Annotated in this window: 12 protein-coding genes; 11 read left to right on the top strand and 1 reads right to left on the bottom strand. The window is 60.9% G+C overall.

The window, feature by feature from the left end; all coding sequences use genetic code 11:
- Positions 1–24: 24 nt before the first annotated feature.
- Positions 25–297, bottom strand: coding sequence for a DUF1652 domain-containing protein (locus AB9L16_RS13635; RefSeq protein WP_041480416.1), 273 nt, complete (start codon positions 295–297; stop codon positions 25–27).
- A gap of 265 nt (positions 298–562) precedes the next feature.
- Here AB9L16_RS13635 and AB9L16_RS13630 point away from each other — a divergent pair, with 265 nt between their 5' ends.
- From AB9L16_RS13630 to AB9L16_RS13580, 11 genes are all read left to right on the top strand, one after another.
- A complete protein-coding gene (locus tag AB9L16_RS13630) occupies positions 563–1375 on the top strand; it encodes a nuclear transport factor 2 family protein (RefSeq protein ID WP_095180091.1) in 813 nt (270 codons plus the stop codon).
- 52 nt (positions 1376–1427) lie between these two features.
- Positions 1428–2834: an NAD(P)/FAD-dependent oxidoreductase gene (locus tag AB9L16_RS13625; RefSeq protein ID WP_375122234.1), complete on the top strand. Its 1407-nt coding sequence runs from the start codon at positions 1428–1430 to the stop codon at positions 2832–2834.
- 31 nt (positions 2835–2865) lie between these two features.
- Positions 2866–3210: a cupin domain-containing protein gene (locus AB9L16_RS13620; protein ID WP_256809967.1), complete on the top strand. Its 345-nt coding sequence runs from the start codon at positions 2866–2868 to the stop codon at positions 3208–3210.
- Positions 3211–3265: 55 nt separating this feature from the next.
- Positions 3266–4351 carry a polyamine ABC transporter substrate-binding protein gene (locus AB9L16_RS13615; protein ID WP_150740902.1) on the top strand — a complete coding sequence of 362 codons (1086 nt, stop codon included), beginning with the start codon at positions 3266–3268 and terminating at the stop codon, positions 4349–4351.
- A 463-nt stretch (positions 4352–4814) separates the two neighbouring features.
- The gene (locus AB9L16_RS13610) at positions 4815–6260 is read left to right on the top strand and encodes a serralysin family metalloprotease (RefSeq protein WP_375122233.1); all 1446 of its coding nucleotides are present in this window, start codon (positions 4815–4817) and stop codon (positions 6258–6260) included.
- A gap of 91 nt (positions 6261–6351) precedes the next feature.
- Entirely contained in the window at positions 6352–6774 is a 423-nt protein-coding gene (locus AB9L16_RS13605; RefSeq protein ID WP_375122232.1) for an AprI/Inh family metalloprotease inhibitor, read from the top strand.
- A gap of 179 nt (positions 6775–6953) precedes the next feature.
- A complete protein-coding gene (locus tag AB9L16_RS13600) occupies positions 6954–8726 on the top strand; it encodes a type I secretion system permease/ATPase (protein WP_375122231.1) in 1773 nt (590 codons plus the stop codon).
- Positions 8723–10072, top strand: a complete 1350-nt coding sequence (locus AB9L16_RS13595; RefSeq protein WP_375122230.1) for an HlyD family type I secretion periplasmic adaptor subunit — start codon at positions 8723–8725, stop codon at positions 10070–10072. Before AB9L16_RS13600 ends, AB9L16_RS13595 begins: the two co-directional genes overlap by 4 nt.
- 2 nt (positions 10073–10074) lie before the next feature.
- On the top strand, positions 10075–11445 hold the full coding sequence (locus tag AB9L16_RS13590; RefSeq protein ID WP_375122229.1) for a TolC family outer membrane protein: 1371 nt from the start codon (positions 10075–10077) through the stop codon (positions 11443–11445).
- Positions 11446–12317: 872 nt separating this feature from the next.
- On the top strand, positions 12318–15263 hold the full coding sequence (locus AB9L16_RS13585) for an autotransporter domain-containing protein (protein WP_375122228.1): 2946 nt from the start codon (positions 12318–12320) through the stop codon (positions 15261–15263).
- Positions 15264–15452: 189 nt separating this feature from the next.
- A complete protein-coding gene (locus AB9L16_RS13580) occupies positions 15453–18530 on the top strand; it encodes an autotransporter domain-containing protein (RefSeq protein ID WP_375122227.1) in 3078 nt (1025 codons plus the stop codon).
- Positions 18531–18555 lie beyond the last annotated feature (25 nt).

The following is an 18555-nucleotide window of genomic DNA, read 5'->3' as shown; positions in this document are numbered from 1 at the left end:
GGCTTTTTGTTTTAAATCAGGCGGTTATGCGTAGTTCTTGAGAGATTCCGGAGGAGTGAAAGCTTCCAGCTCATCTTCGATGGCCTCGATGATGCGCTCGACGTCCGCCGCGTTCATCACCGTTGCGCAGGGAATGCCGGCAATGGCGATCATGGTTTCGCCGCTGGCACGATCAAACAGACGGGCGATCAGGCTGCCCGGCGCATCCATCGTCGCCTCGAAACCCATGGGATGAAAATGCCAGCGCATCAGCTGGCAAGCATTTGGAAAGGTGACTTTGCTGAACCCTTTATTCATGGTGTTGCCCGCCTGCTTCATCGAGCGCTTCCTTTTGCTCATGTTAGGTGGGAAGAGCCTTCATTGGCTCAACCAGTGCTTGAGCTTTAAAAGTAGCATCCGTGTGTGAAAAAACTGTGAGTTTTTTCAGTCCGTTTAGCGATTGATTCGCATTTTTTGATGTAAGTCACTGGCTCATCGATTATCGCCAAAACGCCACCATGGATTTTCCATTGAAGCGGCAGAGGAAGTTGGGCAAGCTCGGTTCTTTTTTGCCGAGCCGCTTATGCACGCCGATGACGACGGCCCAGAACAGACCCAGGCCACGGCCGCCACGGTCATGCGCTATCACCTGAGCTGGAAACACCGGGATCTGGACAGCGTCATGGCGCTTTATCACGCCGATATCCAGTACAGCGATTTCTTTCAGAATCGCGTACTCAGACTGGATGAGTTACGCGACTACGTGCGCGTGAGCATGCCGCGAGAATCCGACGAACTGCTCGAGCATTGCGACCGCATCCGGGTGGATGGCAACACCGCGTTCATTCAGTACGAGGTGACCTTGCGTGGCGGCGATGGCCTGGTGTCGTTTCGTTCCAGCGAAGCGATCACGGTCAAGGACGGCCTGATATGGCGCGTCAATGAATACGCCTCGCTGGTGCGTACCCAAACCGACGGCAGTTCGGCACCGAGCCGTCCGGCGGTCAGTCGTCTCGGTCTGTCACCGCGCCAACTGAGCTTCATGGCCGAAGACCTGCAGCAGTATTTCGAAAAGCAGCAGCCCTATCTGGACCCTGAGCTTGACCTGCAACGGGTGGCGAAGGAGTGCGGGTACAGCCGCAATCAGATTTCCTATCTGCTCAATCAGGTACTCGGGCAAAGCTTTTATCGCTACGTCAACCAGGCGCGCCTGCAGCATTTGCTGCGTGCACTGGACAGCGCCGCACCGCCATTGCGCGTCGACGAGCTGGCGTTTGCCGCCGGTTTCAATTCGCTGTCGGCGTTTTACAAATGCTTTCGCGAGCACACCGGCCAGTCGCCCAAGGCCTACGCCAAACAAATTTCTCTGCGGGCACGCGCGCAAGACATCCACTGAAGGCAGCCACTAGGATCGACGCCATCGAAGGTTTTCAGTGGCGGAGTCTGGCATGTCGGCGTGGCGCACGATCAGTTTGTGGATGGATCAGCTCGATGAACCGCTGCTGGCGCGCCCTGCGCTTGAGCGGGATCTAGATGTCGACGTGGCGATCATCGGCGCCGGTTACACCGGACTGTGGACGGCGTACTACCTGAAAAAACAGGCGCCCGGCCTGGATATCGCCATCATCGAGGCGCAAACCGCCGGGTTCGGTGCGTCCGGACGCAATGGCGGCTGGCTGATGGGTAACTTGCTGGGTGAGGATCGCTTGCTCGCAGGCTTATCGCCGCAGCAACGGCGGGCGTCGTTTGATCTGCTGCACAGCATTCCTGATGAAGTAGAGATCGTCGTTGAACGCGAAGGCATCGACTGCGATTACCGCAAGGGCGGGGTGCTTTATTGTGCTGCGCGCTACCCAGAGCAGGAAACCGTTCTGCGCGATTACCTGAACAAGCTGCATGCCCAAGGCCTGACTGACGACGATTACCGCTGGCTGAGTCCCGAGCAACTGGCCCAGCAGATCCGCGTGGCCAAGCCCTACGGCGGCATCTTCGCCCCCCATGTCGCGACCATTCACCCAGCGAAACTGGTCCGTGGCCTGGCGCGTACCGTGCAGAACATGGGCGTGAAAATCTACGAAAACAGCCCGGTTACCCACTGGCAATCCGGCAGTTTGCGCACTGCCGAGGCCAGCGTACGCAGCCGCTGGATCGTCCCGGCCGTAGAAGGCTATTCGGTGACGTTGCCGCCGCTGGGCCGCTATCAGCTGCCGGTGCAAAGCCTGATCGTCGCCACCGAGCCGCTGTCCGCCGCGACCTGGGACGAAATCGGCCTGAATCGTGGGCAAGCCTTCAGTGAGTTCAGCCGTCAAGTCACCTATGGCCAGCGCAGTGCCGACAACCGCCTGATTTTCGGCGCCCGTGGCGGTTATCAGTTCGCCGGCAAGCTACGCCATGACTTCAACCTCACCCGCGATGAAGTCGAGTTGCGCCGCTATCTGTTCGGCGAACTGTTCCCGCAGCTGAAAAATGTGCAAATCACCCACGCCTGGGGCGGCAACCTCGGCATGTCGCGGAATTTCAAGCCGCACATGCTTTGCGACCGCGGCAACGGCATCGCGCTATCGGGCGGTTATGGCGGGGAGGGCGTCGGTGCCAGCAATCTCGGCGGCCGGACGCTGGCCGATTTGATTCTTGAGCGCGACAGCGAGCTGACCCAACAACCGTGGGTCCTGCCCGACGGTGGCATTCACGCGCTGCGTGCCTGGGAGCCAGAGCCATGCCGCTGGCTCGGCTACAACGCGATCATCAAAAGTTTCGTGCATGAAGACCAGACGCTGGCCAATCCGGCGACCGCGCCCTGGCGGCGCAAGCTCGCCAGCCAAGTCGCCGGGTTCATGGAAGGTTTCATGCACTAAACGCCGTTTCCCTCAACAAACAGGTCACGCCATGAGCATCACCCAATTCAAGAACACCGCCGCGCTCGAACTCGAGGAGTCCAACCCGGTCGCCGTGCCCCTCGGCGAACCTGTCGCAATTGCCTCGACCACCAGCGTCGAGCGCGACAACGGCGTCGAAACCGGCGTCTGGGAATGCACCCCGGGCCGCTGGCGGCGGCAGATCACCGCGCAGGAGTTCTGCCATTTCATTTCCGGGCGCTGCACCTTCACCCCCGACGGTGGTGGCGAAACCCTGCACATACAAGGCGGCGACGCACTGATGTTGCCAGCCAACACGCTCGGGATCTGGGATATCCAGGAAACCGTGCGCAAGAGCTACGTGCTGATTTTCTGATTGTTCGATCCTTTGATTGCCTGCCAACAAAAAAAGCCCATACAGGAATCGCCCCATGATCCAGAAAACCCTCGCATTGGCGCCGCTGCTGCTGGCCGCTTCCGTCAGTCACGCGGCCGAGACGGTCAAGGTCTACAACTGGTCCGACTACATCGCCCCGGACACCACGAAGAATTTCCAGAAAGACACGGGCATCGGCGTCACCTACGACGTCTACGACAGCAACGAAACCCTCGACGGCAAATTGATGACCGGCAAATCCGGTTACGACGTGGTCTTCCCGTCGAACCACTTCATGGCGCGGCAGATTCAGGGTGGGGCGCTGAAGAAACTCGACAAGAGTCAGTTGCCGAACTGGAAGAACCTCAACCCGGCACTGCTCAAAGCCTTGCAGACCAACGACCCGAACAACGAGCACGGTTTCCCTTATCTGTGGGGCAGCACCGGCATCGGCTACAACATCGCCAAGGTCAAAGCGGTGCTGGGCGACGACGCGCCGGTGGATTCCTGGGATCTGATCTTCAAACCCGAATACATGGAAAAACTGCAAAAGTGCGGCGTGGCGATCCTCGACAACGGCCCGGAACTGCTCCCGGCGGCACTTAACTACCTCGGCCTGCCGCACCACAGCAAGAATCCCGAAGACTACAAAAAAGCCGAAGCTTTGCTGATGAAAGTGCGGCCCTACGTCAGCTACTTCCATTCCTCGAAGTACACCAGTGACCTGGCCAACGGCGACATCTGCGTAGCAGTCGGCTTTTCCGGCGACATCCTGCAAGCGGAGAACCGCGCCAAGGAAGCCAAGAACGGCGTCGAGATCGGTTATGCGATTCCCAAGGAAGGGGCGGCCATCTGGTTCGACATGGTCGCCATGCCCGCCGACGCACCGGACGAAAAGGCCGGCTACGCCTTCATGAACTACCTGCTGCGCCCCGATGTCATGGCCGGCATCACCAATTACGTGCATTACGCCAATGGCAACGAACAGGCGGACACGCTCATCGATCCGGCGATCAAGAACGACACCAAGGTTTACCCGAGTGCGGAAATGATGGGCAAGCTGTTCGCGCTGGAAGCGATGCCGCTGAATATCGACCGGATCCGGACGCGGGTTTGGAACAAGATTCGTACCGGCAGCTGAGTTTTTTCAGGCCAACGTACAAGACCCCTGTGGGAGCGAGCCTGCTCGCGAAGCGGTTTGTCATTCGACACTTATGTTGACTGGCTTGGCGCCTTCGCGAGCAGGCTCGCTCCCACATTTGTTATTCAATGAATCAGCATAGTTGATATCAAAGCACTGGCACCGCTGACTGAAAGTGTGACTTGCCCAACAAATTCAAACTTAGCGATATTTAATATTTAAATAGAAAATCGTCAGACAATTTCCGCCCTCATCGCAACTAAAAACAATCTTTTCTCCCCGCGCGCTTTGTTTACGGCAGTTTCCTGATATAGCCAAATTGGATCGCAAAAAAACTCTTTACGACAGATTTCCAATTGTGTCAGGTTCGTTACGCCTTCATTGGGCGAGTGATAGGACGATCTCGCCAAAGATCGTCCTGTCGGACAAAAACTGTTCCATTGCTAAACAAGGAAGTGTGTTTATGTCGAAAGTTAAAACCAATGCTGTTGATTCCGCCGAACAGGCTTTCCAGCTGGCTGCCTTCAGCTCGGCGTACAACCAGATCAATAGCTTCAGCCATCAGTACGACCGCGGCGGCAACCTCACGGTCAATGGCAAACCCTCGTACTCCGTCGATCAGGCGGCTACGCAATTGCTGCGTGACGGCGCTGCCTACCAGGACAAGGACGGCAGCGGCAAGATCGAACTGACCTACACGTTCCTGACCTCGGCCTCGAACAGCACGATGAACAAGCACGGCATCAGCGGGTTCAGTCAGTTCAGCGCGCAGCAACAGGCTCAGGCCAAGCTCGCCATGCAGTCCTGGGCCGACGTGGCCAATGTCACTTTCACCGAGAGAGCCTCGGGCGGCGACGGGCACATGACCTTCGGTAACTACAGCGGTGGCCAGGATGGCGCTGCGGCGTTTGCCTATCTGCCGGGGACCGGCGCCGGTTATGACGGCACCTCGTGGTACTTGATCAACAGCGGTTACACGCAGAACAAGAACCCGGATCTGAACAACTACGGTCGTCAGACCCTGACCCACGAAATCGGCCATACCCTGGGCCTTGCTCACCCTGGCGACTACAACGCCGGCAACGGCAACCCGACCTACAACGACGCGACCTACGGCCAGGACACCCGTGGCTACAGCGTCATGAGTTACTGGAGCGAGAGTAACACCAACCAGAACTTCAGCAAGGGCGGCGTCGAAGCCTATTCGTCCGGCCCGCTGATGGACGACATCGCAGCCATCCAGAAACTCTACGGCGCCAACACCACCACCCGCACCGGCGACACCACCTACGGCTTCAACTCCAATACCGGCCGCGATTTCCTCAGCGCGTCGTCGTCGAGCGACAAAGTGGTGTTCTCTGTGTGGGATGCCGGCGGCAAGGACACCCTGGATTTCTCCGGTTTCACCCAGAACCAGAAGATCAACCTCAACAGCGCTTCGTTCTCCGACGTTGGCGGCATGGTCGGTAACGTGTCGATCGCCAAGGGCGCGGTCATCGAGAATGCGATTGGCGGTTCCGGCAGCGATCTGTTGATCGGCAACAGCGTGGCCAACGAGCTGAAGGGCGGTGCCGGTAACGACATTCTGTACGGCGCTGGCGGTGCCGACAAGCTGTGGGGCGGCGCCGGTTCGGACACTTTCGTGTTCGCCGCCAGCTCGGACTCCAAGCCAGGTGCGATCGATCAGATCCTCGATTTCGTCAGCGGTCTGGACAAAATCGACCTGACCGGCATCACCAACGGTGCGGGCCTGCACTTCGTCAACAGCTTCACCGGTTCGGCCGGCGACGCAGTGTTGACCTCGTCGGGCGGCAATAGCCTGTTGTCGGTGGATTTCTCCGGGCATGGCGTGGCTGACTTTATCGTCAGCACCGTGGGCCAGGCTGCGACCAGCGACATCGTGGCGTGATGTGAAAGGAAAGCGGCGCCTCGTGCGTCGCTTTCTTCGCTTGCATCGGCCTGATCCCCGAGCAAGGCTACGAGCGGAAGTGAAATTTCCTATGACTCGATACGTTTTAACTGACACGACGATGGCATGGCTGATGGCAGTCACGCTGATGATGACCGGAGCGACAAGCATGGCAAGCAGCCTCAGACTCGAAGAACCCTCGGCATTCGCCGGGCGCTGGCAGGCCACATTGACCGGTCACAACGACACACCCGAAACGCGGTCGTTGCAAGACAAACCGTCGAACACATGCGTTGTCGATCTTGCGCCAAACAAGACCTTGGGCGAGGGCGCCGATTGTCTGGGCGCGTGGTTGAGCGAAGCCCCGATTGGTTGGTTTCCAGAACCCGATGGCATTGCCATCACTGGCAAGGAGGGTTCGAAAATCGCCTTTTTCGGCCGCCGGGGGGATGGCTCTTACACAAGCAGGTTGAGTTCGGAATTGCTTATCTTGCTCGAACGCGTCGGGCACTAAGCGGTGGCTGGGTAGTTGCGCGAAGTTGATGTACTGCAATAACTGAGCGTTATAACCGCGAAGCCGATCAACTTGTTATGAAATTGTAAGCACTACTTGCAAATGATCTTTGGCAGGTACGCGAAATATCAATGGAATGCTCGTCCGCACCGACGAGACTATGAACTCAGGAAGAATCAATGAAGATGGCGAAGTCTCCGGCCGCTCCGTTAATCAAGGCATTGGGCGACTATAAAAGCATTCTGATCAGCGTCGGTTGTTTCACCGCGTTGATCAACGTGCTGATGCTGGTGCCGTCGATCTACATGCTGCAAGTTTACGATCGGGTGCTGTCGTCACAGAACGAAACCACTCTGGCGATGCTGTCGTTGATGGTGGTCGGGTTCTTCGCCTTCATCGGCCTGCTGGAAGTGATCCGCAGCTTTATCGTCATCCGCATCGGCAGCCAATTGGAGCGGCGCTTCAATCTGCGCGTCTATCAGGCCGCGTTCGAGCGCAACCTGTTCAAGGGCGAGGGTAACGCCGGGCAGTCGCTGGGCGACCTGACCCACATTCGCCAGTTCGTCACCGGACCGGCGCTGTTCGCCTTCTTCGATGCGCCGTGGTTCCCGGTCTATCTGTTTGTCATTTACCTGTTCAACGTCTGGCTCGGCGTGCTGGCCACGGCAGGCGCGTTGCTGCTGATCGCACTGGCCTGCCTCAACGAATACATGACCAAAAAACCGTTGGGCGAAGCCGCCGGTTTTTCCCAGCAGTCCAGTCAGTTGGCTACCAGCCACTTGCACAACGCCGAAACCATTCAGGCGATGGGCATGCTCGGCTCGCTGCGCAAGCGCTGGTTCGGGGTGCATTCGCGCTTTCTCGGTTTGCAGAACCAGGCCAGCGACACCGGTGCGGTGATCAGTTCGCTGAGCAAGACCCTGCGCCTGTGCCTGCAATCGTTGGTGCTGGGCCTGGGCGCGTTGCTGGTGATCAAGGGCGACATGACGGCGGGGATGATGATCGCCGGTTCGATCCTGATGGGACGCGTGCTGAGCCCGATCGATCAGTTGATCGCCGTTTGGAAGCAGTGGAGCGGGGCGAAGCTGGCTTACCGGCGCCTTGATGCGCTGTTGCAGGCGTTTCCGCCTAGCGACGAGGCGATGGCACTGCCGGCACCGAATGGCCAGATCAGCTTCGAACAAGTCAGCGCCGGCCCGCCCGGGCAGCGTGCGGCCACTTTGCACATGGTCAATTTCACGCTGGGCGCTGGCGAAGTGCTCGGCGTGCTCGGCGCGTCTGGTTCCGGCAAGTCGACGCTGGCTCGAGTGCTGGTCGGCGTGTGGCCGGTTCTGGGCGGCACGGTGCGCCTCGACGGTGCCGATATTCACCGCTGGAACCGCGACCAGCTTGGTCCCTACATCGGTTACCTGCCGCAAGACATCGAATTGTTCAGCGGCAGCATCGCGGAGAACATCGCGCGCTTCAGCGAAGCCGACCCGCAAAAAGTCGTCACCGCCGCGCAACAGGCCGGTGTCCACGAGATGATCCTGCGCCTGCCGCAAGGTTACGACACGCAACTGGGCGAGGACGGCAGCGGCTTGTCCGGTGGCCAGAAACAGCGCGTGGCCCTGGCCCGCGCGCTATATGGCACGCCGAGTCTGGTGGTGCTCGATGAACCCAATTCCAACCTCGACACCGTCGGCGAAGCCGCACTGGCCAGCGCCATTGCGCAACTCAAGGCGCAAGGCACCACGGTGATTCTGGTCACGCACCGTTCTTCGGTGCTGGCTCAGGCTGACAAATTGCTCGTGCTCAACGATGGTCGTTTGCAGGCGTTCGGCCCGAGTCAGGATGTGCTCAAGGCACTTTCCGGCCAGCACGAACAGCAACGCGAAAAAGCCGCACAAACACCGGGCGGGCTCAGCATGAGCCGGCAGTATCAGCCCTCGACAAGGAATTCGGGTGTATGAGCAGCGCCAGCATGAACACTGAAAACGAAGCGAACATGGAACACGCCTACCTCACCGAGCGCCCGGAGCGTGATGCGAAATTCTTCGCGCGCATGGGCTGGATTCTGGCCATCGTCGGCGCTGGCAGTTTCTTCACCTGGGCGGCACTGGCGCCGCTGGATCAGGGCATTCCGGTGCAGGGCACGGTGGTGGTCTCGGGCAAGCGCAAGGCCGTGCAGTCGATGAGCAGCGGCGTGGTCAGCCGGATTCTGGTGCGCGAAGGCGAGATCGTGAAGCAGGGCCAGCCGTTGTTCCGCCTTGATCAGACGCAAGTGGCTGCCGATGTGCAATCGCTGCAGGCGCAGTACCGCATGGCTTGGGCCAGCCTCGCGCGTTGGCAAGCTGAGCGCGACAACCTCAAGCAAGTGACCTTTCCGGCCGAGCTGAGCAACGACCCGGACCCGCGCCTGGCGCTGGTGCTGGAAGGCCAGCGGCAACTGTTCAGCAGCCGCCGCGAAGCGTTCTCCCGGGAACAAGCGGCACTGCGCGCCAATATCGAAGGCGCCACCGCACAACTGGCCGGCATGCGCCGCGCGCGCAGCGACCTCAATGCCCAGGCCAGTTCCCTGCAACAACAACTGAGCAACCTGCAACCGCTGGCCGACAACGGCTACATCCCGCGCAACCGCTTGATGGACTACCAGCGGCAACTGTCGCAAGTGCAGCAGCAACTGGCGGAAAACACCGGTGAAAGCGGGCGCGTGGAGCAGGGCATCCTTGAATCGCGCCTGAAGTTGCAGCAGCACGGCGAGGAATACCAGAAGGAAGTGCGTACGCAACTGGCCGATGCCCAGCTCAAAAGCGTGACGCTGTCCGAACAGCTGACCTCCGCCGGTTTCGACCTGCAACACAGCGAGATCCTCGCCACCGCCGATGGCGTGGCAGTCAACCTCGGTGTGCACACCGAAGGCGCTGTGGTGCGTCAGGGCGAAACCCTGCTGGAGATCGTTCCGCAAGGCACCACCCTGGAAGTGGAGGGGCACTTGCCGGTTAACCTGATCGACAAGGTCGGCACGCATTTGCCGGTGGACATTCTATTTACCGCGTTCAACCAGAGCAAAACCCCGCGCGTGCCCGGCGAAGTCAGCCTGATCTCCGCCGACCAGATGGTCGATGAGAAAACCGGCGTGCCGTATTACGTGTTGCGCAGCAGCGTCAGCGATCAGGCCATGGAAAAGCTCAACGGCCTGGTGATCAAGCCCGGCATGCCGGCGGAAATGTTCGTGCGCACCGGTGAGCGTTCACTCCTCAACTATTTGTTCAAACCGCTGCTCGATCGCGCCGGTTCTGCGTTGACCGAGGAATAAGGATGTTCGGCTGTATGAAAAAGCTTTGCATGCTGGGGGCCGCAATGACGCTGCTCGCGAGTCACTCGGCAATCGCGGCCATGGGGCCGTTTGAGATCTACGAGCAGGCATTGCGCAACGATCCGGTGTTTCTCGGTGCAATCAAGGAGCGCGATGCAGGCCTGGAAAACCGCGCGATTGGCCGCGCCGGGTTGCTGCCACGGATCGGCTACACCTACAACACGGGCCGCAACTCGTCCAAGGCTACGTCTCTGGATGATCGCGCGCGCAACCGCACCGATGAGCGCAACTACAACAGTTACGGCTCGGCGCTGACGGTGCAGCAACCGCTGCTTGATTACGAAGCTTACGCGGCGTATCGCAAAGGCGTGGCGCAGTCGTTATTTGCCGACGAAGCCTTTCGCGGCAAGAGTCAGGAACTGTTGGTGCGAGTGCTGGATAACTACACCAAAGCCTTGTTCGCCCAGGACCAGATCGACATCGCCCAGGCGAAGAAGAAGGCCTACGAGCAGCAGTTCCAGCAGAACGAACACATGTTCAAGCAGGGCGAGGGCACGCGCACCGATATTCTTGAAGCCGAGTCACGCTATGAGCTGGCGACTGCCGAGGAAATCGAAGCGCGCAACGAGCAGGATGCCGCCTTGCGTGAGCTGGGTGCGCTGGTGGGCGTGCCGGCAGTGGACATCGGCGACCTGGCGCCGCTTGGTCAGCAATTCCAGACCTTCACGCTGCAACCGGCCAATTTCGACACTTGGCATGAACTGGCGATCAGCAACAACCCGAACCTCGCTTCGCAGCGTCAGGCCGTGGAAGTGGCGCGCTACGAAGTTGAGCGCAACCGCGCCGGGCATCTGCCGAAAGTAAGCGCCTATGCCTCGATGCGCGACAACGAGTCGGAAAGCGGCAACACCTATAACCAGCGCTACGAAACCAACACCATCGGCCTGGAAGTCAGCCTGCCGCTGTATGCCGGCGGCGGGGTGTCGGCCTCCACACGGCAGGCCAGCCGCACCATGGAACAGGCCGAGTACGAGCTGGATGGCAAAACCCGCGAAACCCTGATCGAACTGCGCCGACAGTTCAGCGCGTGCCTGTCCGGAGTGAGCAAATTGCGTGCTTATCAGAAGGCTTTGAAGTCGGCGGAAGCACTGGTGGTCTCGACCCGACAAAGCATTCTGGGCGGCGAACGTACCAATCTCGATGCGTTGAACGCCGAGCAGCAACTGTTCACCACCCGCCGGGATTTGGCCCAGGCACGCTACGACTACCTGATGGCCTGGACCAAATTGCATTACTACGCCGGGACTTTGAACGAACAGGATCTGGCGCGGGTGGACGAAGCATTTGTGGTCGCGCAACAGCCCTCACCCTAACCCTCTCCCAGAGGGAGAGGGGACCGATCCGGGGAGATTGGCGAGATGCATCGACTTGAACGAGCTGTGCTGAATCCGTAATCGACTGGTTTTCCAGGTCGCTGAATAACTGAACACAACACGGTCGGCTCCCTCTCCCTTTGGGAGAGGGCTGGGGTGAAGGGAACGGGCGACACCGCAGGATCTGAGGCTTTGCACCGAGACGTTAATGAGCAGGATCTGGTGCGGGTGGACGAAGCATTTATGGTCGCGCAACAGCCCTCACCCTAACCCTCTCCCAGGGGGAGAGGGGACCGATCCGGGGAGATTGGCGAGATGCACCGACTTGAACGAGCTGTGCTGAATCCGTAATCGACTGGTTTTCCAGGTCGCTGAATAACTGAAGACAACACGGTCGGCTCCCTCCCCCTTTGGGAGAGGGCTGGGGTGAGGGGACCGATCCGGGGAGATTGGCGAGATGCACCGATTTGAACGAGCTGTGCTGAATCCGTAATCGACTGGTTTTCCAGGTCGCTGAATAACTGAAGACAACACGGTCGGCTCCCTCTCCCTTTGGGAGAGGGCTGGGGTGAGGGAAACGGGCGACACCGCAGGATCTGAGGCTTTGCACCGAGACGTTAATGAGCAGGATCTGGTGCGGGTGGACGAAGCATTTGTGGTCGCGCAACAGCCCTCACCCTGACCCTCCCAGAGGGAGAGGGGACGGACCGAGTGGCCTGCGATAGCTGCATCGACTTGAGCGACCGAGCAGGCCGCAGGTTTTGACATCAACACAAATCGGCTCCCTCTCCTCGGGGAGAGGGCTGGGGTGAGGGGAACGGGCGACATCGCTATCAGCCCTGAACAAAACAACAAAAACGAGAATGATGACCATGGACGTACGCATCAAACCGATTTCGCTCGGCACGCTATTGCTGGTGACCTCCGCAACGCAGGCGCAATACCTGGAACCCGGCCAGCCCGGCAATCCGGCCAGTTGGCGCAGCGCCGAGTTCTTGCGCGACTGGGGCCTGGAACGCATGCAGGCCGATCAGGCCTACGCAGCCGGCATCACCGGCAAGGGCGTGAAAATCGGCGCGCTCGATTCCGGTTTCGATGCCGCCCACCCCGAATTCTCCGCCGACCGTTATCACCCGGTAACCGCCAGCGGCAGCTACGTCGATGGCTCCGCGTTCAACGTCGACGGCACGCTCAACCCCAACAACGATTCCCACGGCACCCACGTGGTCGGCACCATGGGCGCCGCCCGTGATGGCAGCGGCATGCACGGGGTGGCGTACAACGCGCAAATCTACGTCGGCAACACCAACAAGAACGACAGTTTCCTCTTCGGCCCCAGCCCTGATCCGCGTTATTTCAAAGCGGTCTACGACAGCCTCGCCAATGCCGGGGTGCGGGCGATCAACAACAGTTGGGGCAGTCAGCCGCCGGATGTCAGTTACCGCACTCTCGCGGATCTGCACGCCGCCTACGCGCAACACTGGAACAAGGGCACTTGGCTCGACGCCGCTGCCGATGTTTCCCGGCGCGGCGTGATCAATGTCTTCAGCGCCGGCAACAGCGGCTACCCGAATGCCAGCGTACGTTCGGCGCTGCCGTACTTTCAGCCGGATCTGGAAGGTCACTGGCTGGCGGTGTCCGGGCTCGATCAGAGCAATCAGCAGAAATACAACCAGTGCGGCATCGCCAAATACTGGTGCATCACCACACCGGGGGCGAAGATCGACAGCACCATTCCCGGTGGCGGTTATGCGATCAAGTCCGGTACCTCGATGGCGGCGCCGCACGCGACCGGCGCCCTGGCGCTGGTGATGGAACGTTATCCGTACATGAACAATCAGCAGGCGCTCGAGGTGCTGCTGACCACCGCCACCCAGCTCGATGGCGCGGTCACCGACGCACCGAACGAGCGCGTCGGTTGGGGCGTCGCCAATCTCAATCGGGCGATGCGCGGGCCGGGGCAATTGCTCGGTACGTTCGACGCGAATCTGGGGGCAGGGCAGCGCGATGTCTGGAGCAATGACATCTCTGACAAGGCGCTGCTCCAGCGCCAGCGCGAAGACCTCGCCGAGCACAGCGCCTGGCAGCAAACCCTGCAGGACAAAGGCTGGGAGAACGGTGTCCCGGCCGGCGCCAGTCAGCAGGACCAGACCGATTACGCCATCGGCATGCTGCGTGATGCGGCAGCGGCAAACCGGGTGTATGAGGGCAGCCTGATCAAGTCCGGCGCCGGGCAATTGCTGCTCAGTGGCGCTAACACCTATCGCGGCCCGACCACCGTCAACGGCGGTCTGCTGACCGTGAACGGTTCGCTGACCTCAGCGGTCACCGTCAACGACAGCGGCACCCTCGGCGGCTCCGGACGCATCGGCGCGTTGACCGCCAACAGCGGCGGCCGGGTCGCACCGGGCAATTCCATCGGCACCTTGAACGTCGCTGGTGATGTGACACTCGCCCCGGGCTCGACTTACGCCGTCGAGCTATCGCCCACAAGCAGTGACCGCATCGTTGCCGGTGGCACGGCAACCGTCAGCGGCGCCAGCGTCAGCCTGGCGCTGGAAAACAGCCCGACCTTGCTCAGCAGCGCCGAAGCGCAAAGCCTGCTCGGTCGCCAGTACAACATCCTGCAAGCGGCCGGCGGCGTGCAGGGGCAGTTCGCTGCAGTAGTGCCGAACTACCTGTTCATCGGCGGCGCCCTTGACTACGCCGCAAGCGGCATCCAGCTGAATATCCAGCGCAATGCCACAAGCTTCGCCAGCGTCGGGCAAACGCCGAACCAGCGTTCGGTGGCCGCTGCAGTTGAAGGTCTGGGCGCCGGCAATTCGGTTTACGAAAGTGTGCTTCGTGCACCGACTCAAGCCTCGGCCCAGCAAGCCTTCCAGCAACTGAGCGGCGAGATTTACCCAGCGCTGGGGACAATGCTGATCAACGACAGCCGCCAGTTGCGTGATGCGGTCGGCGAGCGGCTGCACGATGAATCGGCGACACGCAGCAATGGCTGGATCAAAGCACTCGGCGCCTGGGGCAGTACCGATTCGGGCCACGACACGGCCGGCTACAACACCTCGATCGGCGGCCTGCTGGCGGGGGTCGACGGCGCGCTGGACGAGCAGACCCGCATCGGTCTGGTCACCGGTTATAGCGACAGCTCGTTGAACATGGGCTCGGGCACGCATTCTTCGGCGAAAGTCGACAGCTATCACCTCGGCACTTACGCCGCACACGATCTCGGCGCCTGGCGCTTGAGCACTGGCGCGGCCTACAGCTGGCATCGCGGCGATGTGAAACGCGATCTGCAATACGACGAGGTCAGCGCCAAGCAGAAAGCCAAAGTTGACGCGACCACCACCCAAGTCTTCGGCGAAGCGGCGTATCGCTTGCAACTGCAAGCGCTGGCGCTGGAACCTTTCGCCAACCTGACCTACCTGCATCTGGACACCGAAGGCTTCACCGAAAAGGGCGATGCCGCTGCGCTGAAAAGCTCGGGCGATCAGCGCGATGTGGTGCTGAGCACTCTGGGCGTGCGGGCGAGCAAAACCTTCAACCTTTCCAGCCAGCAAGCGCTGGACGTCAGCGCGCGTCTCGGCTGGCAGCACAGCCTCAGCGATATCGAATCGGAGCAGCATTTGCGTTTTGCCAGCGGCGGCACGCCGTATTCCGTGGAGAGCTCAGCGCTGGTACGCGATGCCGCACTGGTCGGCGTGCAGGCCAGTCTGGCCTTGAGCAAGGACGTGCGGGTCAACCTCGATTACAACGGCCAACTGGCCAGCCGCGAGCAGCTGCACGGCGTTGGCCTGAGTCTGAACTGGCAGTTCTGATTGCATGTGTTTGAGTCACCGTGGCGAGGGGATTTATCCCCGCTCGACTGCGCAGCAGTCGCAAAACCTGTGTTTACGTAGGTTGGAAAAATTCCTGGGGGTCGCTTCGCAACCCAACGGGGATGAATCCCCTCGCCACAACTATTGAAACAACCGGATTTTTCGCAACATCACTAAGGAAGGTCGTGGATGGAAAACAACAATACCCCCGCGCAATCGGGTGGCCGCTTTGCCCTGAAAACCCTGACAGTCGCCATGCTCTGTGCCAGTGCGATGGCGCAGGCAGCGCCTTACGTGGAAAACGGCCGCAGCGGCGATCCGTCGAGCTGGCGCAGCAATGAATTCAAGGCTGACTGGGGCTTGGGCGCGATCGGCGCGGATTACGCCTACGCCGCCGGCTACACCGGCAAAGGCGTGAAGCTGGGCATCTTCGATCAGCCGGTCTACGCCGCACATCCGGAGTTCTCCGGCAGCAACAAAGTCGTCACCCTGGTCACCAGCGGCATTCGCGAATACACCGACCCTTACATCCCGGTAAAGGCCGGCGATGCGTTCCTCTATGACGGTTCACCCTCGGTCGGCTCCAACGGCAAGCTCGGCGCCCATGGCACGCACGTCGGCGGCATCGCGGCGGGCAGTCGCGACGGCGGGGTGATGCACGGTGTTGCATTCGGTGCGCAGATCATCAGCGCCGATAACGGCGACCCAGGCCCGGAAGACGGCATCGTGCGCGGCAACGACGGCGCGGTGTACAAGGCCGGTTGGGATGCGCTGATCGCCAGCGGGGCGCGGATCATCAACAACAGCTGGGGCATCGGCATCACCGACCGCTTCGACCTCGGCGGCCGCGATCCGGCGTATCCGCACTTCACCGTCAACGACGCGCAATTGCAATTCAACGAAATCCGCACGCTGCTCGGCACCAAACCCGGCGGCGCTTACGACGGCGCCATCGCCGCCGCTCGCAGCGGCATCGTCACCATTTTTGCCGCCGGCAACGATTACAACCTGAACAATCCCGACGCCATTGCCGGCCTGGGTTATTTCGTCCCGGACATCGCGCCGAACTGGATCACCGTCGCCGCGTTGCAGCAGAACCCGGACACCGCCAGCGCCAATCCGTACGTGATCAGCACGTTCTCCTCGCGCTGCGGCTATACGGCGAGTTACTGCGTCTCGGCGCCGGGCACCAAGATCTACAGCTCGATCATCGAAGGCACCAACGCCGGCAACCTGACCACCAGCTACGCCAATTACAACGGCACCTCGATGGCGGCGCCGCATGTCGCTGGTTCCATTGCCGTACTGATGGAGCGCTTTCCATACATGAGCGGCGACCAGGTCGCCAGCGTGTTGCGCACCACTGCGACCGACCTCGGCGCACCGGGCATCGACGCCTTGTACGGTTGGGGCATGATCAACCTGCGCAAGGCCATCGATGGCCCGGCGATGTTCGTGACCGAGCAGGACATTCCCGAGGAATTCCGCGTGCAGGGCGCTTACGGTTCCGGCCAGTTTGTCGCCGATCTGCCGGGCATCGGCGCGATCATCGATCAGGGCAAACCCACCGAACGCGTGTGCAGCGATATCACGTGCGGCCTCGACACCTGGCGCAACGACATCGGCGGCCATGGCGGTCTGACCAAGCAAGGCATCGGCACCCTGGTGCTGACCGGCAATAACACTTACAGCGGTCCGACTCTGGTCAATCAGGGTCGACTGGCCATCAACGGTTCGCTGCAATCGGCGGTCACCGTCAACAATGGCGGCATCCTCGGCGGCAATGGCCGCATCGGCGCGCTGGCAGTGAACAGCGGCGGTACAGTGGCGCCGGGCAACTCCATCGGCACCCTGAACGTCGCCGGTGACGTGACCTTCGCGCCGGGTTCGACCTACGCCGTAGAGCTGTCGCCAACCAGCAGCGATCAGATCGTTGCGGGCGGCAAAGCCATCATCGACGGCGCCACGGTGAGCCTGTCGCTGGAAAACAGCCCGACCTTGCTCAGCACCGGCGAAGTGCAAAGCCTGCTCGGCACCCGCTACAACATTCTGCAAGCGGCGGGTGGCATTGAAGGGCGCTTCGGTCAGGTCTTGCCGAATTACGCCTTCCTTGGCGGCACCCTGGATTACTCGGCGGGCGGCATTCAGCTGGCGGTGGGACGCAATGAGGCATCGTTCGCCAGCGTCGGTCTGACGCCGAACCAGCGCGCCGTTGGTGCGGCTGCCGAACGTCTGGGGGCGGGCAATGCGCTGTTCGAAACCCTGTTGCTGTCGCCCAACGCGGCGTCGGCGCAGCAGGCCTTTCAACAGTTGTCCGGCGAGATTCACCCGGCCATCGGCACGCTGCTGATCAACGACAGCCGCTACCTGCGCGAAGCCGTCGGCGAGCGCCTGCGTGAGCGTGATCTGTTCAACGCCGATGCGCCGACTGATGAGCGCAGCAACGTCTGGGTCAAGGTCCTCGGCTCGTGGGGCGAGAGTGACGGCGGACACGACAATGCCGATTCCAACAGCTCCATCGGTGGGCTGCTGGCCGGTGTCGACGGTCTGATTGCTGAAGATACCCGTCTCGGTTTCGTCACCGGTTACAGCGACAGTTCGTTGAGCATGGGCAGCGGCACGCATTCGTCGGCGTCGGTCGACAGCTACCACTTGGGTGCGTATCTGGGCCATGAAATCGACGCGTTGCGCCTGACCGTCGGTGGCGCCTATAGCTGGCATCGCATCGACGTCAAACGTGATCTGCAGTTCGGCGACGTCAGCGGCAAACAGAAAATCAAACGTGACGTGACCACCGCGCAAGTGTTCACCGAGGCCGCATACGATCTGGGCCTGCAACCGATGAACCTGGAGCCGTTCGCCAATCTGTCCTACGTGCACCTCAACACCGACAGCTTCACCGAGAAGGGTGACGCTGCCGCGCTCAAGGGTGGTGAAGACAACCGCGACGTGGTGCTGTCGACCCTCGGCGTGCGCGCCAAGCGCAGCTTCGCTGTGTCGGACAAGCATCAGTTGGAACTGGGCGCCAGTCTCGGCTGGCAGCACAACCTGAGCAGCGTCGATGCCGACAGCCATCTGGCCTTCGCCAACGGCAATAGCGCGTTCACCGTGCAGAGCGTGTCGATGGATCGTGACGCTGCCGTGGTCGGAGTGCGCGCCGGGCTGGCGCTCAATCGCGACGTGCGGGTCAACCTCGACTACAACGGCCTGATCGGCTCGAACGAGAAGGATCACGGCGTCGGTCTGACCCTCGACTGGCAGTTCTGAGGCGTAACCGGCAGCGCTTGATGGG

The sequence above is a fragment of the Pseudomonas sp. LW8 genome (genome assembly GCF_041956865.1).
GTDB classification, from domain to species: Bacteria; Pseudomonadota; Gammaproteobacteria; order Pseudomonadales; family Pseudomonadaceae; genus Aquipseudomonas; species Aquipseudomonas siliginis.
This window is presented reverse-complemented; position numbering and strand designations above follow the sequence as displayed.

Bases quoted from the DNA above. Each gene is read 5' to 3' on its own strand.
- AB9L16_RS13635 (WP_041480416.1), bottom strand. From the start codon at position 297: ATGAATAAAGGGTTCAGCAAAGTCACCTTTCCAAATGCTTGCCAGCTG.
- AB9L16_RS13630 (WP_095180091.1), top strand. From the start codon at position 563: ATGCACGCCGATGACGACGGCCCAGAACAGACCCAGGCCACGGCCGCC.
- AB9L16_RS13625 (WP_375122234.1), top strand. From the start codon at position 1,428: ATGTCGGCGTGGCGCACGATCAGTTTGTGGATGGATCAGCTCGATGAA.
- AB9L16_RS13620 (WP_256809967.1), top strand. From the start codon at position 2,866: ATGAGCATCACCCAATTCAAGAACACCGCCGCGCTCGAACTCGAGGAG.
- AB9L16_RS13615 (WP_150740902.1), top strand. From the start codon at position 3,266: ATGATCCAGAAAACCCTCGCATTGGCGCCGCTGCTGCTGGCCGCTTCC.
- AB9L16_RS13610 (WP_375122233.1), top strand. From the start codon at position 4,815: ATGTCGAAAGTTAAAACCAATGCTGTTGATTCCGCCGAACAGGCTTTC.
- AB9L16_RS13605 (WP_375122232.1), top strand. From the start codon at position 6,352: ATGACTCGATACGTTTTAACTGACACGACGATGGCATGGCTGATGGCA.
- AB9L16_RS13600 (WP_375122231.1), top strand. From the start codon at position 6,954: ATGAAGATGGCGAAGTCTCCGGCCGCTCCGTTAATCAAGGCATTGGGC.
- AB9L16_RS13595 (WP_375122230.1), top strand. From the start codon at position 8,723: ATGAGCAGCGCCAGCATGAACACTGAAAACGAAGCGAACATGGAACAC.
- AB9L16_RS13590 (WP_375122229.1), top strand. From the start codon at position 10,075: ATGTTCGGCTGTATGAAAAAGCTTTGCATGCTGGGGGCCGCAATGACG.
- AB9L16_RS13585 (WP_375122228.1), top strand. From the start codon at position 12,318: ATGGACGTACGCATCAAACCGATTTCGCTCGGCACGCTATTGCTGGTG.
- AB9L16_RS13580 (WP_375122227.1), top strand. From the start codon at position 15,453: ATGGAAAACAACAATACCCCCGCGCAATCGGGTGGCCGCTTTGCCCTG.